Origin of the sequence: Acinetobacter sp. P8-3-8 (assembly GCF_000214135.1) — a bacterium.
In the GTDB taxonomy this organism is placed as follows: Bacteria; Pseudomonadota; Gammaproteobacteria; order Pseudomonadales; family Moraxellaceae; genus Acinetobacter.
Genome location: NZ_AFIE01000001.1, coordinates 54,298 through 80,955 on the forward strand (window position 1 = coordinate 54,298; position 26,658 = coordinate 80,955).

Here is a 26,658-nt window from a genome sequence, read left to right on the forward strand (position 1 = left end):
ATTGAGAATGATTTTATGATGTGCGGTATTGGATGAGTCGCATTTTAGAATAATTAAAAAGATATTTTTTATTCACTTATTAGCAAAATGCTGTTTTATATTTATTAGTTCATACCTTTCTACATTGAAGGCCAGCTGCGACATAGTTTTAAAGGATAGATAAAAACAATTCAATAACCATTCTTTTGAGTGGTTTTTCTATTTTCTAAATTTGATAACTTGCCTAATGAATTAACACACCGATGCTAATACCTACACAAGAATAAGCGTATTAGTGTTGTGCTTGCACAAAGATTAGTGCGAGTGAATTTGAATGATGGGCAGGGAAGAGCATGAATTTTAAGATATTTAAATGATCAAAATATTCGCAGGGAACTTTCCCTAAACACATTTAAAAATTACATCAATTCAAATCAGACCAAATGCTATTCAAGTTGTACATGATTTTTTCGTGCTGGCATTTGGTTGATTTGTAAATATATGCCTGAAAGAGATCATAACAATTAGGGATGCTATAGAAATGCAAATGATACCAATACAAGCTGAATCCCCATCGTTGAAAACGATACAGCTACAAGGTGGCGTTTATCGTTATCACGTTATGATTAAGCCTTCAGGTGCACAATGTAATTTAGACTGTAGCTATTGTTTTTACCTACATAAACAAGACATGTTACACCAACCTAAAACCCCACGCATGGCTGAATCGATGCTTGAACTGCATATCAAGCAATATATTGAAGGTCAAACAGGGGATGAGGTTGTATTCAGTTGGCAAGGTGGTGAACCGACTTTAATGGGACTGGAATTCTTCCAAAGAGTAGTTGAACTACAAAATAAATATAGAAAACCCAAGCAACGTATTGAAAATGACTTACAAACCAATGGCACCTTACTCGATGAAGCATGGTGTGAATTTCTAAAAGAAAATAACTTTTTAGTGGGCTTATCAATCGACGGTCCTGCCGAATTTCATGATAAACACCGTTATAACAAAGGTGGCAAACCGACACATGCCAAAGTTATGCATGCAGTCGCACTCTTACATCATTATCAAATTCCCTTTAATGCACTTTGTGTCGTCAACCGTGACAATGCGAAAAGACCGATTGACGTCTATCGTTTTATACGAGACCAAGTACAACCTCGCATGATTCAATTTATTCCCGGAATGGAAAGTTCACAATTTCAACAAACGGCGCCGGGCCATTGGAATCCTGAAGAATTACCAACACTTGGAAGTTCAGCATCGCAACCGGGAACAGCAGATTCAGTGGTGACAGATTGGTCAATTGCTGCCGATGATTGGGGCTATTTCCTATCACGCGTTTGGGGAGAATGGATCAACAAAGACTTCGGCAAAGTTTTTATCGATCAATTTGAAAACATGATTTCGATGATGTTTGGCTATGGTGCACAGAAATGTGTTTCAGGACAAATCTGTGGTAAATCATTGGCGGTAGAACACAATGGGGATTTATTTTCCTGTGACCACTTTGTTTATCCCGAATATAAATTAGGCAATATACAAGATATTCATCAAGGTGATTTAGTCTTTTCAGAAAAACAAAAACAATTTGCCTATGCAAAATCCAATACTTTACCCAAGTACTGTCGTGAATGTCCGTACCTTCAATATTGTTGGGGAGATTGTCCGAAAGATCGCTTCTTAAAAACTCCTGATGGTGAAGCAGGATTGCACTATCTATGTTCAGGACTAAAACGGTTTTTTCATACCGCACTTTTATCTAAAAATGACATCGCAAAACGTATACAAACGCATTAGAAGAAATGTTGTAACTGATTTTTAGGAAGATTTTTTCTGAAAATTGAATCTGTAGTTCGGTGCTATGTCTCTTCGAAACAATAAGAGCATAGATATTTTCAATAACAAAGACTGATGTTTGCTTCATAAAAAATTTAACAGGAGAAATACTATGCGGAAAAGTTTAATTGCATGTTCTGTTGCCTTATTGGGCGGAGCGGTGCTGTCTGCAACAACGTTTGCAAAACAACCCAATATTTTGATTATTTTTCCAGATGATGTGGGGTGGGAAAATATTAGTGCTTATGGTCAAGGAGTGATGGGATATACCACACCGAATATCGATCGAATTGCCAAAGAAGGCATTATGTTTACCGATCATTATGCTCAACCGAGTTCAACGGCTGGTCGTGCAGCATTAATTACAGGACAGTATCCAATTCGTTCAGGTATGACCACCGTAGGACGACCAGGTTCTCCACTAGGTTTAAAAGCAGCTTCGCCAACCATAGCCGAAGTACTGAAACCCTTGGGTTATATGAATGGTCAGTTTGGTAAAAACCATTTAGGTGACCGTAATGAAAACTTACCAACCGTGCATGGTTTTGATGAGTTCTTTGGGAATTTATATCATTTAAATACTGAAGAAGAACCTGAACAGTACGATTATCCGAAAGATCCTGAATTTAAGAAAAAATTTGGTACTCGTGGAGTGTTACATTGCTATGCTTCTGGCAAATCAGATAGTACCGATGATCCGCGCTTTGGCAAAATGGGCAAACAAACTTGTAAAGACACAGGTCCGCTGACACGTAAACGTATGGAAACGGTCGATGATGAGTTTATTGCAGCCAGTGTAGATTTTATGAAGCGCAGTAAAGAAGCCGATAAACCCTTCTTTGTATGGCTGAACACAAGTCGTATGCATATGTACACGCATTTACGTGATTCAAATCGATATCTGGCGGCAAAGCATACCTCTGAACATGATTTATATGGTAGCGGTATCATGGAACATGATATGCAAGTGGGTAAATTGCTTGATGATATGAAAGCCATGGGCGTACTTGATGACACCATCGTTAATTATTCTACCGATAATGGTCCTGAACATAGTGCGAGAACTCATGGTGGTACCACACCTTTCCGTGGTGAGAAAATGACCACTTATGAGGGGGGAGTGCGAGTACCGATGATGGTACGTTGGCCAGGACATATTCCAGCTGGACAAATTAAGAATGGTATTCAAGCCCATATGGATATTTTTACAACTTTAGCGGCCGCTGCGGGTAACCCAAACGTCGTTGAAGATATGAAAACTAAGCGTAAACAATATATAGATGGGGTGAATAATTTAGATTACTGGACAGGAAAATCGGCAGAAAGTAAGCGAAATAATTTCTTGTATTATCATGAGTCTACTTTACGTGCGGTTCGTATTAATCAGTGGAAGTTACATTTCGAAACCAGTGAAAATTACTATAGTCAGTACCAGAAACAAAAGTTCCCGATTATATATAATATTCGTATGGATCCATTTGAGTCGTTTGAGGGTACAACAGACCGATCGGATGTATTGCAACGTAAGCAATGGTTGAATGAGCCAGTTCAAGAGCTGATTAGTGAACATGCACAGTCTTTAAAGGACTATCCACCAGTACAAAAAGCAGCGACTTTAGACTTTAGTGAGCTGATTAAACAGATGCAAGCTGGGCAAGAATAATTGTAAAAAGCTTCATTTATCATTCTCTAGGGAAAAATCGAGTCAAATTGACTCGATTTTTTATGATAAAAATTTTTCTTGAATACGCTCGAAATACTTTAAATTAAGATGCAAATTTTTGAATAATTTTATCCAGCTTCTTGTCAATTTGACTGCGATAAAGATCAGGCAATACACGTGAGAGTTTGGTTAGAATTCTCGCTTGTGCACTTGGGATAATCATAAATTCAGAAGAGAAAATACCTGCATAGATTTCTTTACATGCTTTTTCAACTGGCATGCTTCCGCCCAATTGTTTTAATGCAGCTGTGACTGGTGAACCATTTTTACGTTCTTCAGTTACAAGCGGTGTGTCGACTTCTGGTGGACAGACGACTGCGACATCAATTTTTTGACTACGCAACTCCATACGAAGGACTTCTGCTAAGCCGACAACGCCGAATTTAGACGAACAATAACCAGTATAACCATAGCAGCCAACCAAACCCGCAGCAGAAGCAATAAATACCAGTTTAGGCTGTTTTTTCTGTTGAGCTGCTTGTTTTAAATGTGGCAATGCTGCATGTGCAACATTACGACTACCAACCAAATTAATATTGATCTGTCTTTCAAATTCTTGCGCTGTCATATCTTCAAATGATTTTGCGATACTAATACCCGCAGAATTGATTAGCAGATCTGGTGTACCCAAAATAGCAACAGCTTCAGCAAATTTTTCTTGTAAGGTCTTTTCATCTTGAACATCGACTTCAAAACCATAGATAGTTGCCGATAATTTTTTCAAGTCAGCGACAGCTTGTTCAATACCTGCATATGCGAAAATACAGACTTGATATTTGTCTTTAAGTAAGCGTTTAGCCAATTCAAGACCAATACCGCTACTACCACCCGTAATCCATGCTGTAGGTAAAATTGTATTTTTTGACATATTCATTCCTTTTGAATAAGGCAGTTGGCTATGCTTATTAGGGAGTATAGAAAAAACATAGCCAACTGTACACGTTATGGTTAGGCTAACTCGCTCTGGAGCAGTACATCACCAAATTGTTTACGCAGTTCTGCTTTGACAATTTTCCCTGTACCATTGATCGGTAATGCGTCGATAAAAATGATCGCATCAGGAATCTGCCAGCGTGCAATTTTATTGTCGAAGTAAGCGCGCGCGTCTTCTTCTGTGAGTGTTGAGTTTTCTTCTTTCACTGCGATTAAAATAGGTCGCTCATCCCATTTTGAATGACGTGCTGCAATTGCTGCTGCCATGCGAATTTCAGGATGACCTACTGCAATATTTTCAATTTCAACAGAAGAAATCCATTCACCACCTGATTTAATTAAATCTTTGGCGCGATCGCAAATAGTTAAATAGCCATCAGCATCAAGGGTCGCAATATCACCTGTGTCGAACCAACCATCTGCTGTTAGCGCACTTTTCTCTTGATTAAAGTAATGATCGACAATCCACGGGCCACGGATCTGTAAATTACCTTGTGTCTGACCATCATGCGCCAGTGTTGCATTGTTATCATCTGCATCGACAATACGTAACTCTACGCCGAAAGGTGGGCGACCTTGAGTAAGACGTAATTTTTCAAAATCTTCAGCACTTAAAGCTGTATGTTTGGTTTTAGGCTGATTAGCAGTACCTAGTGGACTGGTTTCAGTCATTCCCCAAGCGTGAATCGTGTCGCAAGCGTAGTTGTTTTTGAAATCACGCATCAGCGATGGAGGACAAGCTGTACCACCAACCACATTACGGTTCATACTTGCTAATGTTGTGCCACGTTTTTTCGCTGCTGCGAGTAGACCTTGCCAAATCGTAGGTACACCAAGTGCAACTGTTACCTGATGGTTGTCAATCAAGTCGACTAAACTATCACCATCAAGATTTGGTCCTGGTAAAACCACGCTACAACCAACCATTGCTGCTGAATAAGGAACACCCCATGCATTGACATGGAACATTGGCACTACAGGCATTACGGTATCATTTGCAGATAAGTTTAAAGAATCGGGTAGGCTAATCGCCATCGTATGGAGCAATGTAGAGCGGTGGCTATATAAAACACCTTTTGGATTGCCCGTTGTGCCCGAGGTATAACATAAAGAACTTGGTGTTTCTTCACTGAACTGTGGCCAAGAAAATACATCTGACTGATTCTGAATGAGTTCATCATAAAACAGTACATTTGGTAATGCTGCACTGACTTTCTCATCACGCGCACCCAAACAAATAAATTGTTCTACGGCTGGAACTTGACCTTGGATTGCGACAATTAAAGGCAAGAATGTTGAATCAAAGAATATTACTTTATCTTTGGCATCATTAATAATGAAAATCAATTGTTCTGGAAACAAACGTGGGTTAATGGTATGGCATACATAACCACTACCTGAAATTGCATACCAAGACTCTAAATGGCGATGATTATTCCAAGCAATAGTTGCAAGGCGATCACCTTGATTTAAATTGAAATTATTAAGTGCATTCGCAAGACGTTTACTATTTTTTTGTACGTCTAACCAATTGGTGGTGAGGATTTGGCCATTCACTTCACGAGAAATAATGGAGGTATCTGAATGGTATCTCGCTGCATGATCAATTAAATTACTGATAAGAAGAGATTGATGCATCATTTTGCCAAACATTTCATTCATCCTGAGTAACTGTTTTTTAATAAAAAGGCTGTTAGCTGAAACTAAAAGCCTTTTGGAATTTATTTGTCGCTGAATGCAACATCTGAGCCCGGTTTTATGTAACGTGGCATTTTTTGCCCCGTATGTTCAGCTACAGCGTGAAGGGTGCGCTCAATCCAACCTGCATCCATGATAAACATCAGTGAGTCATCATCATTTAAGTTGACGTTCGCGCCATTAATGATCATAAAGCCTTCAGCGCCTTCAGGTGTCGCTAAGGTATGAATTGAACCTGCTGGTTCAAATAAGTAGCTACCAGCTGTTTGAACATCTTCAGGATATTCAACATAATGCCATGAGCCTGCTGTGGTATAGAAATGCACAACACCAGTATGAAAGTGACGTGGCAGAATAGTACCTGGTTCAAAACGGGCATGGATGACCCAAACGCCATTATCTGGGTCTAAAAAGCAAGGTGTGACATGTACACCAGGGAGTGCATTTTTTATTTCACCATCTTTGATGTTAATGGTTAATAATCTATCCTGATGTTTAATTGATTGTGCGATACTCATGACAAACTCCATGTATGTCTAATGTTTTAGGCTATTGGCGGATCAAATTAAATTGATCGTCTTGGCAGATTTCCGTTTTATATTCTTTACTAAAATGAGCATAGCAGTGTTTGAAACGTGGTAAACCACTCGAAAGAATGGAATTGGAATGGTTTCAATCGCTACAATAAAACCAAAGGAAACAGAGTAAGCTGTATAAATTTTATATAAGAAAATGAGCAGAAAGGAGCATTGCGAAAAATTAAGCCTTATATTAAGTTGTTAGCCCGTTTTAAAGCATATTTACAAAGCGTATGCAGTACACGTTGTGATTAAATTGAGCTTGTTGTGTGAAATGGTAAGTTTCAGGAAGAAATGTTGGCTTTTAGGTCAGCCATATACAGATTAGGTTTATTAGAAAATATGCGCATTTTAAAAACTAAACTGAGTCGGCCAACGGCAGGTCAGCAACAAATGATGCAACGTCCACAGTTGCTTGCACAATTGTTGCAATATAGCCAGCAAGCAATGTTGTTGATTCATGCAGCTGCGGGTTATGGAAAAACAACGTTGATGCGACAACTGAGTGAACATTTGCTTCAGCAAGGTACAGCGGTCAAGTGGTTAACGCTAGATACAGATGACAATGATCCGATACGGTTGTATCAGTATTTGAGACTTGTTTTATTAGAGGGTGCTGAACAGCAAGATATGTTTGCTGATAATACCATTTCACAGCAAAGTATTTATGAATTGCTCCAGCAACTTCCACAGCGAACACAAGCCACTGTACTTTTTATTGATGAATTTGAGCAACTTGAGAATAAAGACAGTTTAAATTTGTTTTGGTGGTTATATCAGCATTTACCAGAACATTATCATTTAGTGATCGCTTCACGTGTACGCCCGGAATGGAGTCTAAGCAAAGAAATCTTACTTGGTCGCATTCAAATTGTGACTGAAAACCAGTTAAGTCTAAAGCCGAAAGATACTGCATCATTAGTTGAATTTTTACATCAACAAAATCCAGAGCAAGCCATCATGGACTTTGATCTTGCTCAGCTATTGATCGATCGAACTGAAGGCTGGATGACTGGGATTCAGTTGACGAATTTGTATCTTAAAGACCGTCAAGATGTTGCGGGTTTTATTCAAAATTTGAGTGGTGCGCATCATCAAATTGTAAATTATTTAAGTGAGCAGGTCTTTTTACAGCAGGATGCTGAGATTCAACAGTTTTTATTAAAGATTAGTGTATTAAGGAAAGTAAATTTAGCCTTAGTTATGGAGCTTACTGGAAACCAAGCTTCGCAACATTTATTGGATGCGATTAGCCAAAAAGGGCTTTTCATTCAGGCTTTAGATGAACAACGGACATGGTTTCGAATACATCATTTATTTCGAGATTTTCTATTATCACGATTTAAGTTATTGCAAGCAGATGCATATAGGGAAATGCACAGCAAAGCTGCTGAATGGTTTAAGCAACACCATTATTTAATGAATGCGATTTACCATGCACAGCAGGCAGAAGATGAGCAATTAATGCTACTTTTGTTGAAAGATGTAAGCCGAGAGTTGGTCTTAGAAGGGCGTATTTATACTTTATTAGAATTGGTAAAGCAGTTACCTGAACAGACATTGGTACAAAATCCAACCTTACTCTATGACATTATTTGGTCATTGTTGCTGACACATCAAAGTGCTTTAGCCAATCATTATTTACAGCTATGGCATAGTGTGGATCAACATCAAACTTTATTACAGCATGAAGATCAGTTAGGCCTAGCACCACTCATCGCTTTGTCAGAAGATAAATGGGAATTAGCTTACAGACTAGCCGAGCAAAATTTAGCGAAAATTACCAGTACGGCCTACTTTTCACGAGGACCTTTAATTGGGATTACGGGTTTGTACCATGTTTGTCTAGGAGAAATAACTGAAGCGCGAAAACTACTGCAACAAACACGCGTGATTTATGTACAAGGTCACAATTTATATGGTCTAGGAATGGTCGATTGCATGGATGCTCTATGCGATTATTTATTGGGAGATCTTGCTTTAGCCGCAGAAAAATTTAGCCAAATTGGGTATAGCGAGGAATATCAAAAGCTAGGCTTAGATGAAAATAATAAAACAGCCATTATGAATATTCTCAGTAGCTTTAAAGCTGATTTATATTATGAACTGAATCAATTAGATCAAGCTGAAAAAGCTTTGGTTTTTTTTAATGGTGGTGATCATTTAACAATGCCTGATATGGTGATCGTGGGATATATTTTACAAATGCGTTTAGCGACATTAAGCTCAGACCAAACAGCAATCCAAACATGTTTAAATCAAGTACAAACTCGAAGTAGCCAATGGTCATTGCCACGCTTATCACAAACCATTCTAGCCTATGCACAACCACTTGTTTCAAATGATTCAGTCACCTCAAATATTGTTGATGGTGTGGAAAAACCATTATTAAATTTTACTCATCTACTCCGTGGAGATGATTTAATTGCTGCTCGCACTCAGATTTTTTCAGGTCATGTACAACAAGCGATTGATTTTTTAGTACAACAGACTCATTTTTTTAAACTATATCCTTTGCGACAAGCACGTGTAAAATTATTATTGGCACTGGCATTTTATCAACTTAAACAGAATGAGCAGGCTTTTGATTATTTACAACAAGCGCTTTTGTTGTTAATGCCAACTCAAGCTGTACGTATCATTTTGGATGAACATCCGAGTGTTTGGGAAATGTTGCATCAGTTCAGTCAAATGTTAATTACAGCTAAACAAGAGAATAATTCACAATTATTGACTTATATTCAACACTTATTTTCCCTTCAAGAGCGACCGACTGACAAGTTGGTTATGATGGAAAATCATCATGTTCAGCTTGCTGAGAAGCGTGAGAATGATACGGAAGGTTTATCAAAGCGTGAAATTCAAATTTTGGAAAAGGTCAGTGAAGGTTTAACTGATTCTGAAATTGCAGATTTGATTTTTTTGTCTGTAAATACCGTGAAATGGCATTTGCGTAATATCTATAATAAGTTAATGGTGCGTTCACGTTTAGAAGCTGTGACTGAGGCGAAAAAGAAAGGGCATATTCATTAAGCCCTTTCTACATAGCATACATAGACATAGAATATACATTTACAATAGACGCATTATCTGATTGAGTCATCTTGCAGCACATTCACTGATATAAAATATAGAAGTTAAATTAACATTGATGACATGTTTAAATGTATCTAGCTCATGTTCAGTTAAAGCACCCATGCCTGCGCCGTTGAAGAGTGTATCTACATGATCTAGTGTTGAAAAAAATTGATCCACTGCAGCTTTATCCGTCACATCAATTTCTAATTGTAAATCTAATGCCTATCTTTGGCAGCTTTTTGAGCAAGGCAACGGCGACAGCGTAGCCAATACCAGACGTTACTCCAGTGACGACTGCGACTTTATTTTCGAAGATTTTTGTATTAAAGGTTTCCATTTCTTATTCATCTTATTTTATCCTGTGTTCAATCAGTCTGAACTGATGAAATTTAACTTAGCGTTATAAGTCATAGAAGAAAAGAATGGATATAAAAACAATCCAATTACCATTCTTTAGAGTGGTTTTCTAATTTCATAAGTTTGATAACGTCTAATTAAGCTATGTATAAGCATTAGTTTGGGTCAGTATTTTTCAATACGCTTAAATACGAAAAGCTATTGGTCGTGCTACTGCATAAAGACTAACTTAGAACATCTAGGTTTTGAGATGAATTTATAGAATCAAAACCTAGATCATGATTAGGAAAGAAAATGAGTTATAAGGCTTTTAAATTATCAAAATATCCGCAAGGAAATATTACCCCAGATATTTTTGATATGGTCACACTCGCTAAACCCACTTTAAAAGAAGGTGAGTTTTTAGTGAAGCAAACATATATGTCTCTTGATCCTGCTATGCGTACTTGGTTACAACAACGAGAAGATAGCTATTTGCCACCTGTACGAATCGGTGAAGTCATGCGCTCTTATGGCGTGGGTATCGTTGAAGAGTCTTTAAACTCTAAATTTCCAGTTGGTTCTCACGTTGTCGGCGTAACGGGTTGGAGTGAGTATGTATTGGGTAATGAAGAGATGAATATCATCGATCCTTCATTGCCTCCTGAAGCAGTCCTTTCTTTGTTTTATATGACAGGTCTAACAGCTTATGCAGGTTTAATGAAGATTGGACAACCTAAAAAAGGTGAAACCTTAGTTGTGACGGGTGCTGCTGGCTCTGTGGGTTCATTGGTTGGACAACTTGCTAAAGCTCAAGGTCTGCGTGTAGTCGGTATTGCAGGCTCTGATGAAAAGTGTAAATGGTTGGTGGAAGAGCTCGGTTTTGATGCTGCGATTAACTATAAATCAGACAATTTAGATGCTCAGTTACGTGCCGCTGCACCGAATGGTGTAGATGTTTTTTATGAAAACACAGGTGGCCCAATTCAAGAAATTATTTTTAGTCAATTAAATCGTTTTGGTCGAGTTGTTGTATGTGGTGTTTTGGCTGATTATGATAATGAAGTACCAACTAAAGGCCCAAGCTGGGTGGATATCAATCTAAAAAGCTTGCGTGTGCAAGGTCTGATTGTCACAGATTATCAAGATATTGCGGATGAAGCTTTTTCAGTACTTGGAGCTTACTTGGCAGAAGGTAAAATTCAATATAAAGCGCATGTCACTGAAGGCTTTGAAAGTCTACCTGAAGATTTAATTAAGTTATTTAAAGGTGAAAATACGGGTAAATTTATTGTTAAGTTTTAATCTTAATTAATTACCATTATTTATAGCTCAAATCAGAACTGACAGTTATTCATTTTTTATTATAACTGTCAGTTTTAATTTGAGTTTTTTATTTCATCTAAGAACTTCATATATTAAAGCGTTATTGTCTATCTAAACGCTATAGTCTATTTAAAGATTTAAAGATGTCATCTTTGCTTTTCATCATCAGAAATCTTTTTGATATCAATAGTTAGTACAGCATCAGAATAAATTAAATAATCCACATTTTTACAAAATTCAGCATTACTCCTAACTTAATTTTCTTTATTTAAATTTCTTTTAGTCACAAAGCATTCTGTTTTATGCAGTGTATGAACTGTCTTGATTGATGGCATACCAATTTGCACAGGTTATCAAATATAGAAGTAAAGAATGGGTACAAAAACAATTGAATTACCATTCTTTAGAGTGGTTTACCGATTTACTAAGTTTGATAACTTCTTAACTAAGCTGATAAGTAAAGATCAGTTATGTAAGTCATTTTCATTGCGTCTAAATAAGAATAGCTGTGAAGCTTTTGTTGATATTGGATTGTCACATAAGAAGTTGCACATTTCTAGACGGTATTGAATTGGGAAAACAAGATTGAATAAAGAATGATTTAGGATTTCCTAAAATCTAAAGGATTAGAATATGTTAAATGCTATGAACAAAATAGCAGTATGTGCTTTAGTGCCATTTGCGTCGATGAGTACTGTATACGCTGCAGGGCTTGAACGCTCACCGCAATCTATAGACGCATTATTCGAAGCAGGAACTTATGCCGAAGTCGGTTATACCTTTATTTCGCCTGAAGTCACAGGTAAGGACACTAGTGGCAATCATATTTCAGACATGGCGGAAGACTTCCAATCACTCAATTATGCGGTAAAAACAGATTTAGTACCGAACTTACGTTTAGCAGTTATTTATGATGAACCGTTTGGCGCTAAAGTTAAGTTTGACGGTGAAAATAACTTCATTGCAAAAAATCGTCCAGCAGAAGATGCAAATACACGTGTACATGTGAAATCGAAAAATGTAACAACACTTTTAGGTTATAACTTAAATAAAAACATTATGGTTTATGCTGGTCCTGCACTACAAGAGCTTAAGGCAGATGTACATTTGCGAGGTTTAACCTATGCTGTAAATAGTGGATATAATAATAGCTTTGATGACATAGCTGTAGGTTGGGTTACAGGTATGAGCTATGCTAAGCCTGAGATGGGAATTTTAGCATCATTAACCTATCGCTCAGAGGTTAAACATAAAACGACAATTCAAGAAGATGTACCTTTAGCTGATATCGTATTCGCAGGTGACTACTCACATAGCAATAAGGGTAAAATTACTACACCTGAGTCGATAAATTTAAATTTGCAAACCGGTTTAAATCAGACGACTGCGCTTTATGCCAAAGTACGTTACGTACCATGGGGTGATTTTGCTTATTACCCACCAATACTCAAAGCATCGACTTCAGTTGCATTAGGTAAAGGATTACCTTTAGTTGATTATTCGGAAGACCAAATTTCAGTTGAACTTGGTTTGGGGAAACGATTATCTCCAAATCTAGCGCTTTCAGTTTCTGGTTTATGGGACTCAGGTGCAGGAGATCCAGCACCAACTTTGGGCCCTGTTGATGGTTATTGGGGAGTAGGTTTAGCAGCGAAATATAACTTGAATCAAAATTTAGCGTTTAGTTTGGGTGGTCGTTATATGTGGTTTGGTGATGCAAAGGGGGAGTTGTCTAGCCGTCAAGTCGCTGGTGACTTCAAAGATAATACAGGCTATATCGTGGGGATGAAACTTTCTTATCAATCTAAATAAGCGTAAATCTTACTTTTTAAATAAAATCCATTGGGATGATATGGGTGGTATTTTAACAAGTTATACAAAACATAATGTTGAAGCTCATATTTAGAATAGATAAGCCACTCTTAGTTTATATTTGTCTTTAAAATAAAATGCCCAATACTTGATTGGGCATTTTTAATTTAAGTATTTCTGCATCTGCTTAGAAATAAAAATAATGATTATTTTAGAAGGTATTAACCTTCATTTTCAATGATTTGAGATAACCATTTTCGTATTACTGCTTGCTCATTTTGTTCATAATTAAACTCTAATTGATTTTCCAATGTAAGTACAAGTTCATTACATTGTGTTAAAAGTTGCTTTCCTGTCGGGGTTATTTCTAATAATTGAATTAATTTATTCTCAGGGTGTTTATTTTTCTGAACTGCGTCCATTTTAACTAATTTATTGACAATTAAATTTACCGTTTGAGGCGTTAAATAAGCCATTCTTGCAACATCTGCATTGGAACATTGAGGAAATGTTGAAATGATATTTAAAACTGTAAATTGTGACGCCGTAATACCTTGTTCTTGTAGAATTTTTTCCATTTTATTTTTATAAGCATTGGCTGCTTTACGCAACATTAAACCTAAATATCCATGCTCATTATCAAGTAAACCCTGCTCGGCAGTTACATTTTCTTTCACTTTATTACGATCCTATTATAAAACATGACTTTTAAATTATCAGCATGCTGATAATTTATATGAATCAAATATGTTTAGCCAATCAAGTTGCCTTAGCAATGTAAATCGCTTGATTAAAACGGTTCATTGTCACACAAGTTGATATGAACTGTATCAATTCCATTATAGAGGATGTAATCATGATCAAACCATATGGTGTCGTAGGACTTGTCCCAACAGTTTGGGGAATCAAAAAACGTGCTGATATAATGAAAAATATTGATCATTTAGAAGAGCTTACTCATGGTGCATTATGGTTAAGTTCTCTTGATTTGCCTGTACGTTTACTGGTTATTCCTGAAGGCGCACTGCAAGGGTTTAATGATGAAGCGCTTGATCAAGATATGGAAGCATTTCTTGCAGATGGGGCAATTGATATTCCAGGACCAGAAACAGATCGTTTAGCTGAAATGGCGAAACATCATAATGTTTTTATCATGGCTCAAGCAAAAGTACGTGATCCAGATTGGCCAGGGATTATGTTCAATGTTGGTTTTATCATTGATCCAAAGGGTGAAATTATCCTTAAACATCATAAAATGTCAGCACTGCTTCCTTGTGAAAGATCTGCATCACCGCATGATTTGTATGATCAATGGATTGAGAAATATGGCAATACCTTGCAGTCTTTCTGGCCAGTGGTTGATACTGAAATTGGTCAATTAGGTATCATGATGGCAATGGAAGGTAATTTTCCTGAAAATGGTAGAGGACTTGCCATGAATGGTGCTGAAGTCGTATACCGTGCTTCGTTGCCAACACCATTTACTGAAAACGATATTTTTGAAATATCGAATCGAGCAAGAGCTTTGGAAAATAATATGTACGTGGTTGCTCCGAATATTGGTGCGATGTACATTTCTGAAAAAACCCTTGCACCAATTGATTGTGGTGGGGGCTTATCTGCAATTGTAGATTATAAGGGACGTATAGTTGGAAAGCAGAACGACACGAACGGTTCTACTTATGTATATGGTGTCATTGATATTGAAGCACAAAGATACCACCGTACTCATTCACAAGTCACGAACTGGTTGAAAGATGTGCGAGCTGAAAGTGCACGTTTAATTTACGCAGAAAATATTTACCCTAAAAATCTATATCTTGAGCAAAAACAAGGTAAACATGCTGATTATAAAGCAAATGTTTTAGATAAACAGATTCAAAAAATGATTGATAAAGGTATTTGGAAATCTAGTGCATTAGACTCATAAATCGATTCAAGATAAGTCTTCAGTGATTGATCGTATCGGAAAAACCTTTTTTTGATTCGCTCTGGTTTAAATCTAAGCTAACAATTTCCGCTAAATATCGATAATTGTAAGATTAGATTTGAACTGGTGTAACTGATTTTAAAAATTTGCCCTGTGAATCTTCCATCTCATTTTTAAGCCAGTTTAAAAATATTAACTTTCTCGGGTCTTCTTCAAAACTAGATTTGGATAATAAGTAATAGGCTGACTCATCTCGAAAAGGAGGCGTTATTGTTTGAATAAAATTAAATTCCATTTCTTTTTCAATCATATAAATGGAAATAATGGTTGCACCTAATCCCGCCAAGCAGCCCTCTAAACAAAGATAAAAATGTTCAAGATCAACTTTAGAATATTGCCCAATGATTGTTTTTAATGTTCTGGATTTATTTAAACTCTTCCAAAAATAAGGGCGAGAATTGGATATTAACAAATCGTTGCTTTTCTCAATTTGTGTTGATTCAATCATGACCATATATTCATCTGCTATTTTTTCGCTATGTATATGATCACTCCAATCAAAATCATTGCGCCTGATTGCAAGATCGATATTATTGTTTTCAAAATCGACCTTCCCACCAGCAGTTAATAACACGATATCAAAATCATCATATTGTGCTTTAAATTTAGACAAGCGAGGAATGAGCCATTTCATTGAAAAGGTTGGCTCACAAGACAGCACCAATTGTTTATTTTCAAAATTTTGTTTCGTCACTTCAATTAAACATTCATCCAATTCATGGAAAATATTTTGGCAGCATTGAAGTAATAACGTTCCTTGGCTTGTGAGCACTAAAGATTTATTTTTTCTCTGAAATAGCGCAATGTTTAATGTTTCTTCTAAACTGAAAATCTGCTTACTCACGGCACTTTGTGTGACAAAGAGTTTTTTTGCAGCGACTGTGACGCTTCCATATTTCCCTACATAATAAAAATATTTGAGCGAATTCAAAGATATTTTTTCTATCATTCCAAAATCTCATGTTTGATCAGTCGAATTTATCCATTTTTATTTCTCAGTTTATTGTTCAAAATAAAAATCTCGTAACGTCATTGAATGCTTAACTGAATGAAAAATCGTTTAAATAACCTCATTGCTACTATGAACTATAGCATCAATTCTTTATTTTTGAATGTGGTTAAAATACATGACTGTGAAATTTATGTGTTAAATACATTCCAAAAAATACTCAATGCAGTGGAAGCTAATGCTCAAGAAAAAGGCCATCATTGCACAGTGGATTACGCTGATTTAACAATGAAGATTAAGGCGAAATGTCATGGGTGAGTTTATTGGAGAATTTATTGCAGTCATCATGATTACCATTCTTGCCGTGATTAGCCCTGGTGCTGATTTTGCTATTGTGACCAAAAACAGTTATTTGTATGGTCGAAAAATGGGTGTTTTTACATCATTCGGTATTGCACTTGGTGTATTGGTACAAGTGGCTTATGTGTTGTTGGCGATCGCTATTCTATTTGCTTATACACCTTATATTTTCAATATGATGAAGTATATCGGTGCAACATATTTGATTTATATTGGTTATAAAACATTGATCCAAAAACCCATAATGGATACTTCGTCTGGAACGAATTTAAGTGTCGTGCAAGCATTAAAATTTGGTTTCTTTACCAATGCTTTAAATCCCAAAACTACGTTATTTATCATGAGTACATATACGCAAATTGTCAGCCTTGCTACGCCTAAGATCATATTGATTGGTTATGGTTTGTTTATGTCATTCACGCATTTTTTATGGTTTGCAGCCGTATCTATTCTGTTTTCGACGGTAAGCCTTAGACAGAAAATGTTAAAGCAGCAGGTTCTTATGAATAGAGTGATTGGCACAATTTTATGTATTTTAGGTTTCTCACTTCTTTTTATCAATGCTTAAAAGTGTTGAATATGAGATATAGCCCAAAACGATCATAAGCACCTTATTGTTTTGGGAGTTGAATTGAAAATAAGCTGTAGGATTTCAAAAATGCAATTATTTTCATTTTTGAAACGATTGAAATAATTAAGTATTTGTAATTTAATAATAATTTTTTTGGCATGTAAATTGCTGTAACATTTTCATTAGTGTTACGTAAAAATGCTGAGTCAGGGGGAGTTGTAAGCTTAGACTGTGAACAAGACTATATTCCCTTATGATAATTCTGTTTTATTTTCAATGCCCTTAGCTTTTCCCGCTCATTTTGGTCAAGAAAGCGTACATTTTATAAAATAGCAAAAATCTGAAATTGAACGTTACGGCATCAATTAGAAATTAAGTGCAAAATAACCTAAAAATCAATATTTTGAATAAGTATAGACCATTTAAATTCGTTCAATATAAGCTGATGCTTCCCATGTTTTTGACAGTTTTAAATTTCCAATAGGTTTTTAATATATTGATTTAACTAACTCAATATTCATATTTAAAAATATTTATGGATTACCTAAAAACCCTATTGACATTAAAGTTAACTTTAATCTTATAGTATTCTCATAAACCAAATAGGTGTGATGATAATGAGTATATTTAATCCGTTAACACTTCCAAATGGCTCAAGTATCCCAAACCGCATTGCAAAAGCAGCGATGGAAGAAAACATGGCTGATCTGAATCAGGCACCATCTGAGGCATTAATGCGTTTGTATCAGGCTTGGGCTGAAGGCGGAGCGGGTCTCATTATTACAGGGAATGTGATGGTTGATCGCCGTGCAATGACAGGCCCGGGCGGTGTAGTGCTTGAAGATGAAAAGTATTTAGATATTTTCAAACGCTGGGCACAAATCGGTCGTGCTAAGGGCGCACAGTTCTGGTTGCAAATTAACCATCCCGGTCGTCAAATGCAGTCAAATTTAGGTCAACAGACTTGGGCGCCATCAGCAGTTGCTTTGGATTTAGGCAAAATGTCTGATCGTTTTAATACACCTATTGAAATGACTCAAGAAATGATTGATGAAGTGATTCAGCGCTTTGCAAATACTGCTCGTTTAGGTGAAAAAGCTGGCTTTACAGGTGTAGAAATTCACGCTGCACATGGTTATTTACTGAGCCAGTTTCTTTCTCCATTGAGTAATAAGCGTCAAGATCAATGGGGTGGTTCATTGGAAAATCGTGCACGTATTTTGATTGAGATCGTCAAGGCTGTTCGAGCAGTTGTGTCACCTCAGTTTGCTGTTGCAGTTAAACTCAACTCAGCAGATTTCCAACGTGGTGGATTTAGTGCAGAAGATGCTCAACAAGTTGTGAAAATGCTCAATGATTATCCAGTTGATTTAGTCGAGCTTTCAGGCGGAAGTTACGAAGCACCTGCGATGCAAGGTCAAGCTAGAGATGGGCGTACATTAGCACGTGAAGCATATTTCTTAGAATTTGCACAAGAAATTCGTAAAGTTGCCAAAATGCCAGTCATGGTGACTGGAGGAATTCGACGTCAGCAGGTTGCAGAGCAAGTTGTTGCTAGTGGTGTGGATATGGTTGGTATTGCAACCGCTTTGGCCCTTGATCCGAGCTTACCAAATCAATGGAAACAAGGGTTGAATATTACACCCGAACTGAAACCCATCACTTGGGAAAATAAAACTTTAGCTTCACTTGCGAATATGGCAACGGTGAAATACCAGTTGCGTAAATTGAGCCTTGGAAAAATGCCAAATCCAAAAGTTTCACCTTTATGGGCTTTGATTTTACAGCAAGCTGCGATGGCACGCCGTACTCGCCAATATAAAAGTCGTATGCGTGATTATTCATTTGCATCTTAAAAAGAGCTTTGTATGAACAATATTCGTAATTCAAACTGGATGATTTATGGTGTAAATAGCACTTCAATGGGGAATTTTAATATTGGAATATAAAAGATTCCCCATTCACCATTTATCTTTGAGTTTATGCTTAAAGTTAGGTTTAAAGTGAAGCTTTCGATCAATAATTATGAATAAGAAGTGTTATTTTCTTTAAATCAATATTTAGCCTTTATTTACTGGTTTCAGAGAAATAAAGGTTAAATAAACGTTCAGCATTTTCCTCGCAAGTAATATCATCTGGTTTATTGTTAATAGATGCAATCATCATCAGTAGGTTTTGCTTACTCAACGCCAATTTTTGTTCAAGACTTTCAATCTCAGTAATTTTATCTTTCATTGTTCCAAGCAATTCATCATGGTTCCAAACCATCACATCTGTAGGCAGAAAAGTTTTAATATCGGCGAGTGAAAATCCGACTTGCTGGGCTTGTTGAATCAGTAAAAGTAGCTTGAGATCATTGTCAGTATATTCTCTATACCCATTTGATTTACGTTTAGCTTTGGGTAGCAATTTAATTTGTTCATAATAACGAATCGTCGGTGTCGTCAAACCACTTCGTTTTGATAATTCACTAATGTTCATTTCTACTTTCCTCGGTTTAACGCATATCAACCGTAGTATCAGATTGATTTCTTTAGACGATATTTTAAAGTAGATAATAATCTTAAAGTGAGATTGAAGGTCAAGTGTTCTATTGATGAAAGTTTGCACGATCGCCACTTTATATAGGCTTTAAGTTCAGCATTTATTCACGATAAGTTTGGAAAAATCTTTTGCTTACAATTACAATTGTGTTGAATTCTTAGTCGGAAAATATTCACTTTTATCATCAATACTTTTTGGAAGATGATGCACCTTCAATAATAACTAACTCTATTTCTTCATTATTTCTGTTTCTTTCCTTAATTTTAAATTTCTATTCTTTTAATTTCCTTTATGAACTTATCTGAAAATGAGTGACAGATACGTCTAAGCAAAATACCCAAAGCAAAATGAGTGTCGTAAAAGGATAAGTGCGTGTCGTCATATGTAAAGTGGTGGCTAAGCTGAGTATTGTAATTTGGGTCATTGCTTTGATAAGCACTGTAAAAAGACATGGACTAGAAAATGACGTTGACTAAAGCTGTACGTTTCTATGGAACAGGAACACCCGAAGTAATGCGCTATGAAGATGTGGAAGTAGGCGAGCCAGGCGTAGGTGAAGTTCGCTTACGTCATGTGGCAGTTGGCTTAAATTACGCTGACACTTATTTCCGTGATGGCACATATCAAATTCCAATGCCAAATGGTATGGGCGTAGAAGCATCGGGTGTCATAGAAGCTGTGGGTGGCGGCGTTACTGAATTCGCAGTTGGCGATCGTGTAACTTATACAGGATTTATAAATACCCTAGGTGCTTACAGCATTGAAAGACTGATTCCTGCTAATGCACTGATTAAACTTCCAGATGACATTTCGTGTGAAACAGCTGCGGCAATGACGATGCGTGGTTTAACTTCAGCTTACCTGATGCGACGTATTTATGATTTCAAAGCTGGCGATACGATTTTATTACATGCAGCAGCAGGCGGTGTAGGTTTAATCGTTTCTCAGTGGGCCAAACTACTGGGTTTGACTGTCATTGGAACGACATCGACTGAAGAAAAGGCCGAAGTAGCGCGTGCTCATGGCTGTGATTATGTGATCAATTATAGTAAAGAAGACGTCGCGCAACGTGTACGTGAAATAACCAACGGTGTTGGTGTAAATGTCGTCTTTGATAGTGTAGGTAAAGACACTTTTATGGCTTCTTTAGATTCATTAAAACGCCGTGGTTTATTGGTTTGTGTAGGAACTGCTTCAGGTGCAATTCCTGACTTTAATCCTGTGTTGCTTGCGATCAAAGGCTCTGTGTATATCACACGACCAGCTTTAGCAGATTATATTGCCGATCCAGAAGAGAAAAAAGCATTAGCGAAAGAGTTATTTGATCACGTAGGCAGTGGTCGTATCAAAATCGAAATTAATCAGCGTTATGAGCTGAAAGACGCTGTACAAGCACATCGTGATTTAGAAGCACGAAAAACCATAGGTTCCTCAATTTTTGTTATTTAAGTTTGTTGTTAGAAAGGATTTCTTATGCAAATTGAACAGTTAACCTGCAATATTGGTGCAGAATTACGCGGCGTTCGTTTAGCAGATGCGATACATGATGATGGATTATTTGCTGAAATTCGTACGCAATTACTGAAACATCGAGTTGTATTTCTACGTGACCAGCAAATGACTCGTGCAGAACATGTTGCATTTGCTGAACGTTTTGGACAGTTAGAGGATCATCCTGCGCTAGGTAGCCATCCAGAGCATCCGGGTTTAGTACAAATTTATAAAAATCCTGAAAGCCCCATCGATCGTTATGAAAATGCTTGGCATAGCGATGCTAGTTGGCGTAAATCTCCTCCAATGGGATGTGTATTGCGTTGTATCGAATGTCCTCCTGTAGGTGGCGATACCATGTGGGCAAATATGGTATTGGCTTATGAGAATTTGCCACAAGAGATTAAAGCTAAAATTGCCAACTTGCGTGCATACCATAGTATTGAAGCAAGTTTTGGAGCAATGCTACCTATTGAAAAACGCTTGGAATTGAAAGCGAAACATCCAGATGCTGAGCATCCAATTGTACGTACTCATCCTGAAACAGGTGAGAAAATTCTATATGTAAATGCATTTGCTACACATATCAGTAATTACCACACCAAAGAAATGGTGCGTTTCGGTCAAGATGCCAATCCTGGTGCAGGGGATTTACTACGTTATCTCATTAGCCAAGCCTATATTCCAGAGTATCAAGTTCGCTGGACTTGGCAACCGAACAGCGTTGCGATTTGGGACAATCGTAGCACACAGCATTATGCCGTCATGGATTACCCACCTTGTCATCGCAAAATGGAACGCGCTGGCATTATTGGTGACGCGACTTATTAAATCTAGGGACTCTATTCCCATATCTCATTGACGAATCAAGATAATACAGTAGGAGATGGACATGCAATTTTTTGACGATTCTTTGCACCCAGAAAACATGGAAAAAGTTGTAATTACTGTTGCACCGTATGGTCCTGAATGGATGCCAGAAGATTTTCCAGAAGATATTCCTGTCACTATGGAAGAACAGATCCAAAAAGCGGTAGATTGCTATGAAGCAGGTGCTACAGTTTTACATTTACATGTTCGCGAGCTAGATGGCAAAGGTTCTAAGCGTTTATCTAAGTTTAATGAATTAATCGCAGGTGTTCGTGAAGCTGTGCCTGATATGATTATTCAAGTCGGTGGCTCGATTTCTTTTGCTCCAGAAAGTGAAGGCGAAGCTGCGCTTTGGTTAAGTGATGATACACGTCATATGTTGGCTGAATTAACGCCAAAACCAGATCAGGTAACAGTTGCTGTAAATACGACACAAATGAATATTATGGAACTGCTGTATCCTGAATATTTAGAAGGAACGTCGTTGTCACATCCTGCGATTCAAGAGGCATATGCAGAAATGACTGTTCCTGCGGGGCCGGCTTGGCTTGCAGAGCATCTTAAACGTCTGTGCGCAAATAACATTCAACCACATTTCCAATTAACAGGTATGCATGGTCTAGAAACCCTAGAGCGTTTGGTGCGCAAAGGGGTATATAAGGGGCCATTGAATTTAACTTGGATTGGTATTGGTGGTGGTTTTGACGGGCCAAATCCATTTAACTTCTTTAATTTCATTCATCGTGTACCTGATGGTTGTACGTTGACATCAGAATCATTGTTAAAAAATGTTCTACCGCTTAATACCATGTCAATGGCAATGGGCTTGCATGCACGAGTGGGTACGGAAGATACAATCATTGATCATCATGGCAAACGTTTCTCATCTGTCGAGCAAATTAAGCAAACTGTGCGTATTGCGCATGAATTAGGTCGTGAAATTGCTTCAGGCAAAGAAGCTCGTGAAATTTATCGTATTGGCGTGCAATACGACAGCATTGAAGAAACATTGCTTGCCAATGGTATGGCACCAAACCGTAAAGCTGGTCAAAAAGGTGTTCCACGCCTTTAATGATGTTCTTATTTAGAAGAAATATGGACATGACTTGAAGTGTGAAACTGGAATTACGTTTCTAAAAGGGACGTAATTCTTTGTTAGTAAAATAGAAATTATAAAAACACAAGGAGTTCGTATGGATGCGCATCAGTATACAAATCATGCGAGTAGTGTAGATACATCGGTCAATGTACCACGTCTGTATGCGTGGGTAATTTTTGCTTTAACATTCGGTTTGCTCATTTCAGATTACATGTCACGACAGGTCTTAAATGCAGTATTTCCTTTAATTAAAAGTGAGTGGCTACTCAGTGATAGTCAACTGGGTTTGCTGAGCGGCATTGTGGCAATCATGGTAGGTGTTTTAACTCTACCTTTGTCACTTATGGCGGATCGTTTTGGTCGTGTCAAAAGCTTATCGATCATGGCTGTGTTGTGGAGTTTAGCAACTTTAGGTTGTGCGCTTGCACAGAATTATGAAGAAATGTTTATTGCCCGTTTTATGGTCGGTGTCGGTGAAGCAGCTTATGGCAGTGTAGGTATTGCTGTTGTTGTTGCAGTATTTCCACGAGAAATGCGCGCTACATTGGCAAGTGCTTTTATGGCAGGCGGGGTATTCGGTTCTTTTCTAGGTATGGCTTTAGGTGGTGTATTAGCTGAACATTTTGGATGGCGCTGGGCATTTGGTGGTATGGCGCTGTTTGGTTTAATTTTGGCATGTTTATATCCGATTATTGTTAAAGAAAAGAAAATTTCGCCGTCACGTCAATTAAATGCAGTTAGAAAAAACTCTGATAAATCTAAAAGTCCATTAAAAACGATCTATTCCAGCCATTCCGTCATTGCTACTTATATTGGTAGCGGCTTGCAATTATTTGTGGGTGGAACAGTCATTGTTTGGATGCCGAGTTATCTCAATCGATACTATGGCATGACGACAGATTCAGCAGGAGTTGTCGCTGCAATCATTGTTTTATGTGGTGCTGTTGGAACGATTCTATGTGGCATGTTGTGTGATCGAATGGGCCGTGAACGTCCTGATCGTAAAGTCAGTTTAGCCATTATTTATTGTATAGGTAGCTGTATTTTATTGTTAATTGCATTTTCAATGCCAGCAGGTAAGGCGCAATTATTAATGATCTGTATGGGAATGTTGATTGCTCTAGGAACGAATGGCCCATCAAGTGCGATGGTTGCAAATCTGACGCATAACTCTGTACATGGGACTGCTTTTGCAACGTTGACATTGGCTAATAATTTTCTAGGTTTAGCCCTTGGCCCATTGGTTGTAGGACGGGTTTCTGATGTGATTGGTTTGCATAACGCATTTCAGTTTATGCCTTTAGTAAGTATTGCAGCAGCATCCGTATTTTTATATGCCAAACATCACTATCACAAAGATATGGCGCGTTTAGAAGGGCAGATCGCTGCTGAAGAAAAGTTACAGTACGAAGATAGAATTCAAGAACAGTGTGTGGAAGATAAAATATGATTCGCCAATTGCGTATAGATGTATTTTTTGACTTTATTTGCCCTTGGTGTTTGATTGGAAAACGTCAGTTACAAGCAGCAATTGATCAGCTACAAGACAATGATCCAGATGTAGAGGTGATATTACAGTGGCATGGTGTCCAATTGCTGCCTCATTTACCTGCTCATGGTGTTCCTTTTAAAGCGTTTTATCTTGAACGATTGGGCGGTGAATCAGCCGTTTCTATGCGACAGGCTCAAGTTCGCAAAGCTGCCCACGCAGTCGGAGTAGATATTCATTTTGATCGTATCATGCGAATGCCAAATACGACCAAAGCACATCAATTGTTTGCAAAAGCATTGAAAGTCGGAACACCTGCACAATGTGAGATGTTACTCGAGCGTATATTCTCAGCCTATTTTCATTATTCAGAAGATATTGGTGATTCTTCGGTTTTGCTCGACATTTTAAATTCTTTTGGTTTTTCCGAAGCGATTAAAAATGGTGATCTAGATCCTGAAATCTCTTCACAACCATTTATATCTGCAAATACAGGTGGTAAAGGCGTACCGTATTTTATATTTAATAATCAATATGCATTAGCAGGCGCTCATTCCGCAGATACGCTCTATAAGGTCATGCTTGAAGCACTTGCAAGCCAAGGAGAAGTGCAATGACTTCCCGTTTTCAAGTACCTAGTGAAAAAGTACCTGTTGCAGGTGCAAGGGCTTTTCTTCAAGTCGGAGAGAAGTTTTTAGTTCTCTTTAATGTCGATACTCAATTCTACGCCATTGATGATGGTTGCCCACATCAAGGTGCTTCACTCTTTACAGGGCGATTAGATGGCAAATTGATCCAATGCTGTGCGCATGGTTTACGTTTTGATTTGGAAAGTGGTTATTTGCTGAATTCTAAACATCTAAAAGTGAATTCTTATCCTGTAGAAGTCGTTGGTGAAGATGTTTTTATTATCATGGAGTCGGCAGGAGAGCAACATGAGCAATGCTAAAATAGCCAGTATAGGGCAACGGATTCCTGAATTATTACCTGGATTTATTGTGAGTGCGGTTGTTGCCGCTGCTGCCACTTTTTTGTCTGAACATTATGGCGCTCCAGTCATGTTATTTGCCTTGTTATTAGGTATGGGGCTTAATTTTTTAACGACTGAAAGTAAATGTAAGGCCGGTATTGAATTTACAGCACGTGAAGTATTGCGTTTTGGTATTGCTTTATTGGGAATGCGGATTACTTTAGAGCAGATTACTGCGCTCGGTTGGCAACCTGTTGCTTTAGTCGTTTCACTGGTTGTAGTGACCATCACCGTGTCGATCATAGCTGCGAAGGTACTTGGTTTTAATAAGCTTTTTGGTATGTTGACAGGTGGTGCGACTGCAATTTGCGGTGCTTCAGCAGCATTAGCTTTGTCTGCTGCATTACCAAATCATCCACAAAAAGAGAAAGCGACATTATTCACCGTTATCGGTGTGTCTGCGCTTTCGACTTTAGCCATGATTGTCTATCCAATGATTGTAAAAGCACTTCATCTTCCACCCCAAGAAGCAGGTGTGTTTTTGGGTGCAACCATTCATGATGTTGCGCAGGTTGTCGGTGCTGGTTATAGCATGTCACCTGAAATCGGTGATACTGCAACAGTGGTTAAGTTGATGCGAGTCGCAATGCTTTTACCTGTCATTGTTTGTGCGGCAATGATCACACGTATGCAGGGTGGAGGTGATTCGACAGGTCCACGCCCGCCATTATTACCGTGGTTTGCTGTAGGTTTTGTTATTTTGGCTTGTATTAATAGTACGGGTTGGGTGCCTCATGTGGTACAAAGTAGCATCAATGGATTATCAAGCTGGTGTCTGGTCATCGCAATCAGCGCCTTGGGTATGAAGACTCAACTAAAAGAGCTTGCTACTGTAGGAATAAAACCAATTTTGCTGATGATTGGAGAAAGTGTTTTCCTCATATTATTGGTTTTAACATTGATGCATTGGTGGTTTTAATATTCGTTGTCATTTAATGAAAACAAGGGTTTTACTG

General features: G+C 37.7%; 23 protein-coding genes. 16 read left to right on the plus strand and 7 right to left on the minus strand.

What is annotated here, in order from left to right; translation table 11 throughout:
• Positions 1-520 precede the first annotated feature (520 nt).
• On the plus strand, positions 521-1,786 hold the full coding sequence (locus GGG_RS0100270; protein WP_010111103.1) for an anaerobic sulfatase maturase: 1,266 nt from the start codon (positions 521-523) through the stop codon (positions 1,784-1,786).
• Positions 1,787-1,937: 151 nt separating this feature from the next.
• Complete coding sequence (locus GGG_RS0100275; RefSeq protein WP_010111104.1) at positions 1,938-3,488, plus strand: arylsulfatase; 1,551 nt, start codon at positions 1,938-1,940, stop codon at positions 3,486-3,488.
• Positions 3,489-3,591: 103 nt separating this feature from the next.
• Here GGG_RS0100275 and GGG_RS0100280 read toward each other — a convergent pair whose 3' ends face one another.
• The 3 genes from GGG_RS0100280 to GGG_RS0100290 all read right to left on the minus strand — a co-directional run bounded on the left by GGG_RS0100280 (position 3,592) and on the right by GGG_RS0100290 (position 6,697).
• Positions 3,592-4,416 (minus strand): SDR family NAD(P)-dependent oxidoreductase, encoded by an 825-nt coding sequence (locus tag GGG_RS0100280; RefSeq protein ID WP_010111106.1) that lies wholly within the window; start codon positions 4,414-4,416, stop codon positions 3,592-3,594.
• An 80-nt stretch (positions 4,417-4,496) separates the two neighbouring features.
• Positions 4,497-6,134: a long-chain fatty acid--CoA ligase gene (locus tag GGG_RS0100285; RefSeq protein WP_010111107.1), complete on the minus strand. Its 1,638-nt coding sequence runs from the start codon at positions 6,132-6,134 to the stop codon at positions 4,497-4,499.
• 68 nt (positions 6,135-6,202) lie between these two features.
• Positions 6,203-6,697 carry a 2,4'-dihydroxyacetophenone dioxygenase family protein gene (locus tag GGG_RS0100290; protein WP_010111108.1) on the minus strand — a complete coding sequence of 165 codons (495 nt, stop codon included), beginning with the start codon at positions 6,695-6,697 and terminating at the stop codon, positions 6,203-6,205.
• A 402-nt stretch (positions 6,698-7,099) separates the two neighbouring features.
• Here GGG_RS0100290 and GGG_RS0100295 point away from each other — a divergent pair, with 402 nt between their 5' ends.
• Positions 7,100-9,790 (plus strand): LuxR C-terminal-related transcriptional regulator, encoded by a 2,691-nt coding sequence (locus GGG_RS0100295; protein ID WP_010111109.1) that lies wholly within the window; start codon positions 7,100-7,102, stop codon positions 9,788-9,790.
• A 66-nt stretch (positions 9,791-9,856) separates the two neighbouring features.
• Here the strand turns inward: GGG_RS0100295 and GGG_RS20540 are convergent, their stop codons facing one another.
• Positions 9,857-10,030, minus strand: coding sequence for an SDR family NAD(P)-dependent oxidoreductase (locus GGG_RS20540; RefSeq protein ID WP_010111110.1), 174 nt, complete (start codon positions 10,028-10,030; stop codon positions 9,857-9,859).
• 456 nt (positions 10,031-10,486) lie between these two features.
• On the opposite strand from GGG_RS20540, the gene GGG_RS0100310 reads away from it, so the two are divergent.
• Together GGG_RS0100310 and GGG_RS0100315 are read left to right on the plus strand one after the other, a co-directional pair.
• Positions 10,487-11,476 (plus strand): NADP-dependent oxidoreductase, encoded by a 990-nt coding sequence (locus tag GGG_RS0100310; RefSeq protein ID WP_010111113.1) that lies wholly within the window; start codon positions 10,487-10,489, stop codon positions 11,474-11,476.
• 654 nt (positions 11,477-12,130) lie between these two features.
• Complete coding sequence (locus GGG_RS0100315; protein WP_010111115.1) at positions 12,131-13,309, plus strand: OmpP1/FadL family transporter; 1,179 nt, start codon at positions 12,131-12,133, stop codon at positions 13,307-13,309.
• A 221-nt stretch (positions 13,310-13,530) separates the two neighbouring features.
• Here GGG_RS0100315 and GGG_RS0100320 read toward each other — a convergent pair whose 3' ends face one another.
• Positions 13,531-13,986 carry a MarR family winged helix-turn-helix transcriptional regulator gene (locus tag GGG_RS0100320; protein ID WP_010111117.1) on the minus strand — a complete coding sequence of 152 codons (456 nt, stop codon included), beginning with the start codon at positions 13,984-13,986 and terminating at the stop codon, positions 13,531-13,533.
• A 179-nt stretch (positions 13,987-14,165) separates the two neighbouring features.
• Here GGG_RS0100320 and GGG_RS0100325 point away from each other — a divergent pair, with 179 nt between their 5' ends.
• Positions 14,166-15,239: a nitrilase-related carbon-nitrogen hydrolase gene (locus GGG_RS0100325; protein WP_010111118.1), complete on the plus strand. Its 1,074-nt coding sequence runs from the start codon at positions 14,166-14,168 to the stop codon at positions 15,237-15,239.
• 112 nt (positions 15,240-15,351) lie between these two features.
• Here the strand turns inward: GGG_RS0100325 and GGG_RS0100330 are convergent, their stop codons facing one another.
• Positions 15,352-16,248 carry a LysR family transcriptional regulator gene (locus GGG_RS0100330; RefSeq protein ID WP_010111120.1) on the minus strand — a complete coding sequence of 299 codons (897 nt, stop codon included), beginning with the start codon at positions 16,246-16,248 and terminating at the stop codon, positions 15,352-15,354.
• 99 nt (positions 16,249-16,347) lie between these two features.
• Between GGG_RS0100330 and GGG_RS21275 the strand changes: the two genes are divergently transcribed.
• The 3 genes from GGG_RS21275 (at position 16,348) to GGG_RS0100345 (ending at position 19,035) form a co-directional block, all read left to right on the plus strand.
• A complete protein-coding gene (locus GGG_RS21275) occupies positions 16,348-16,566 on the plus strand; it encodes a hypothetical protein (protein ID WP_010111121.1) in 219 nt (72 codons plus the stop codon).
• Positions 16,567-16,570: 4 nt separating this feature from the next.
• Positions 16,571-17,176 carry a LysE family translocator gene (locus GGG_RS0100340; protein ID WP_029574370.1) on the plus strand — a complete coding sequence of 202 codons (606 nt, stop codon included), beginning with the start codon at positions 16,571-16,573 and terminating at the stop codon, positions 17,174-17,176.
• Positions 17,177-17,796: 620 nt separating this feature from the next.
• On the plus strand, positions 17,797-19,035 hold the full coding sequence (locus tag GGG_RS0100345) for an NADH:flavin oxidoreductase/NADH oxidase family protein (protein ID WP_010111123.1): 1,239 nt from the start codon (positions 17,797-17,799) through the stop codon (positions 19,033-19,035).
• A gap of 211 nt (positions 19,036-19,246) precedes the next feature.
• On the opposite strand, the gene GGG_RS0100350 is transcribed toward GGG_RS0100345, so the two are convergent.
• Positions 19,247-19,660, minus strand: coding sequence for a MerR family transcriptional regulator (locus GGG_RS0100350; protein ID WP_010111129.1), 414 nt, complete (start codon positions 19,658-19,660; stop codon positions 19,247-19,249).
• Positions 19,661-20,185: 525 nt separating this feature from the next.
• Here GGG_RS0100350 and GGG_RS0100355 point away from each other — a divergent pair.
• The 7 genes from GGG_RS0100355 (at position 20,186) to GGG_RS0100385 (ending at position 26,621) form a co-directional block, all read left to right on the plus strand.
• The gene (locus GGG_RS0100355; RefSeq protein WP_029574371.1) at positions 20,186-21,172 is read left to right on the plus strand and encodes a quinone oxidoreductase; all 987 of its coding nucleotides are present in this window, start codon (positions 20,186-20,188) and stop codon (positions 21,170-21,172) included.
• Positions 21,173-21,196: 24 nt separating this feature from the next.
• Positions 21,197-22,045, plus strand: a complete 849-nt coding sequence (locus GGG_RS0100360) for a TauD/TfdA family dioxygenase (protein ID WP_010111132.1) — start codon at positions 21,197-21,199, stop codon at positions 22,043-22,045.
• A gap of 61 nt (positions 22,046-22,106) precedes the next feature.
• Positions 22,107-23,156 (plus strand): 3-keto-5-aminohexanoate cleavage protein, encoded by a 1,050-nt coding sequence (locus GGG_RS0100365; protein WP_010111133.1) that lies wholly within the window; start codon positions 22,107-22,109, stop codon positions 23,154-23,156.
• Positions 23,157-23,277: 121 nt separating this feature from the next.
• Positions 23,278-24,633 carry an MFS transporter gene (locus GGG_RS0100370; protein WP_010111134.1) on the plus strand — a complete coding sequence of 452 codons (1,356 nt, stop codon included), beginning with the start codon at positions 23,278-23,280 and terminating at the stop codon, positions 24,631-24,633.
• Positions 24,630-25,289, plus strand: coding sequence for a DsbA family oxidoreductase (locus tag GGG_RS0100375; RefSeq protein ID WP_010111135.1), 660 nt, complete (start codon positions 24,630-24,632; stop codon positions 25,287-25,289). The genes GGG_RS0100370 and GGG_RS0100375 overlap by 4 nt, the downstream gene beginning before the upstream one ends.
• Positions 25,286-25,621, plus strand: a complete 336-nt coding sequence (locus tag GGG_RS0100380) for a Rieske 2Fe-2S domain-containing protein (protein WP_010111136.1) — start codon at positions 25,286-25,288, stop codon at positions 25,619-25,621. The genes GGG_RS0100375 and GGG_RS0100380 overlap by 4 nt, the downstream gene beginning before the upstream one ends.
• Positions 25,608-26,621: a YeiH family protein gene (locus GGG_RS0100385; RefSeq protein ID WP_010111139.1), complete on the plus strand. Its 1,014-nt coding sequence runs from the start codon at positions 25,608-25,610 to the stop codon at positions 26,619-26,621. Before GGG_RS0100380 ends, GGG_RS0100385 begins: the two co-directional genes overlap by 14 nt.
• The last annotated feature ends 37 nt before the right edge of the window (positions 26,622-26,658 follow it).

Coding starts and splice junctions, on each gene's coding strand:
- GGG_RS0100270 (WP_010111103.1), top strand. CDS start 521: ATGCAAATGATACCAATACAAGCTGAATCCCCATCGTTGAAAACGATA.
- GGG_RS0100275 (WP_010111104.1), top strand. CDS start 1,938: ATGCGGAAAAGTTTAATTGCATGTTCTGTTGCCTTATTGGGCGGAGCG.
- GGG_RS0100280 (WP_010111106.1), bottom strand. CDS start 4,416: ATGTCAAAAAATACAATTTTACCTACAGCATGGATTACGGGTGGTAGT.
- GGG_RS0100285 (WP_010111107.1), bottom strand. CDS start 6,134: ATGTTTGGCAAAATGATGCATCAATCTCTTCTTATCAGTAATTTAATT.
- GGG_RS0100290 (WP_010111108.1), bottom strand. CDS start 6,697: ATGAGTATCGCACAATCAATTAAACATCAGGATAGATTATTAACCATT.
- GGG_RS0100295 (WP_010111109.1), top strand. CDS start 7,100: ATGCGCATTTTAAAAACTAAACTGAGTCGGCCAACGGCAGGTCAGCAA.
- GGG_RS0100310 (WP_010111113.1), top strand. CDS start 10,487: ATGAGTTATAAGGCTTTTAAATTATCAAAATATCCGCAAGGAAATATT.
- GGG_RS0100315 (WP_010111115.1), top strand. CDS start 12,131: ATGTTAAATGCTATGAACAAAATAGCAGTATGTGCTTTAGTGCCATTT.
- GGG_RS0100325 (WP_010111118.1), top strand. CDS start 14,166: ATGATCAAACCATATGGTGTCGTAGGACTTGTCCCAACAGTTTGGGGA.
- GGG_RS0100330 (WP_010111120.1), bottom strand. CDS start 16,248: ATGATAGAAAAAATATCTTTGAATTCGCTCAAATATTTTTATTATGTA.
- GGG_RS21275 (WP_010111121.1), top strand. CDS start 16,348: ATGAAAAATCGTTTAAATAACCTCATTGCTACTATGAACTATAGCATC.
- GGG_RS0100345 (WP_010111123.1), top strand. CDS start 17,797: ATGAGTATATTTAATCCGTTAACACTTCCAAATGGCTCAAGTATCCCA.
- GGG_RS0100350 (WP_010111129.1), bottom strand. CDS start 19,660: ATGAACATTAGTGAATTATCAAAACGAAGTGGTTTGACGACACCGACG.
- GGG_RS0100355 (WP_029574371.1), top strand. CDS start 20,186: ATGACGTTGACTAAAGCTGTACGTTTCTATGGAACAGGAACACCCGAA.
- GGG_RS0100360 (WP_010111132.1), top strand. CDS start 21,197: ATGCAAATTGAACAGTTAACCTGCAATATTGGTGCAGAATTACGCGGC.
- GGG_RS0100365 (WP_010111133.1), top strand. CDS start 22,107: ATGCAATTTTTTGACGATTCTTTGCACCCAGAAAACATGGAAAAAGTT.
- GGG_RS0100370 (WP_010111134.1), top strand. CDS start 23,278: ATGGATGCGCATCAGTATACAAATCATGCGAGTAGTGTAGATACATCG.
- GGG_RS0100375 (WP_010111135.1), top strand. CDS start 24,630: ATGATTCGCCAATTGCGTATAGATGTATTTTTTGACTTTATTTGCCCT.
- GGG_RS0100380 (WP_010111136.1), top strand. CDS start 25,286: ATGACTTCCCGTTTTCAAGTACCTAGTGAAAAAGTACCTGTTGCAGGT.
- GGG_RS0100385 (WP_010111139.1), top strand. CDS start 25,608: ATGAGCAATGCTAAAATAGCCAGTATAGGGCAACGGATTCCTGAATTA.